At 66.6% G+C, this 527-nt stretch carries 1 protein-coding gene; it reads right to left on the bottom strand.

Annotated features, from left to right (window positions below; genetic code table 11):
* On the bottom strand, positions 1–378 hold a 378-nt coding region (locus OP86_RS32575; protein ID WP_033334512.1), incomplete at its 3' end, for an IPT/TIG domain-containing protein.
* Between the last annotated feature and the right edge of the window lie 149 nt (positions 379–527).

The raw sequence follows: 527 nt of genomic DNA, 5'->3' as shown, positions 1-527 counted from the left end.
CGACGAGTGAACGTCCTGTGGGCTCTCATTCGTGACGGACAGTGCTTCCAACGCGGACTCCCGGTCACAGCGGCTGCTTGACAACAGCATTAGGAGGTGTAGGTCATGGTTCCTGCGACGGCCGTGCCGCCGAGGGTCGTCTCCGGGCGGGGCCACGACGACGAGGTTGAAGCCGAGGACGTCGCCGGCCACGACTGTGGCCGGAGCCGTTCCGAAGAGAACCTGCGTGGCACTGTTGAGACCCAGACCGGTGAGGTTGACGGTGTTGCCGCCGACCGCGGGCCCCGTGTTGGGGTTGTCCGCGAGCAGCACGGGCGGCAACGGCCAGGGCAGCGTGAGGCTCGGCGCGAGGGATGCCGCGTGCCCGGATGCGTTCATGTGTGTATCTCCTGTCTGAGAACGGTGATGGCGGCCGAACGGCCTTTCGGCCAAGGCCGTGAAGTTAAGGGCTGATCGGCCGGTGACAAGGGTCGATCCGGTCGACCGCCGGACGTAGGAAGCGGAGCCCCGGTAGAACGGCTTGTCCG

This window comes from Streptomyces novaecaesareae, assembly GCF_000716875.1.
Classification (GTDB): Bacteria; Actinomycetota; Actinomycetes; order Streptomycetales; family Streptomycetaceae; genus Kitasatospora; species Kitasatospora novaecaesareae.
This window is presented reverse-complemented; position numbering and strand designations above follow the sequence as displayed.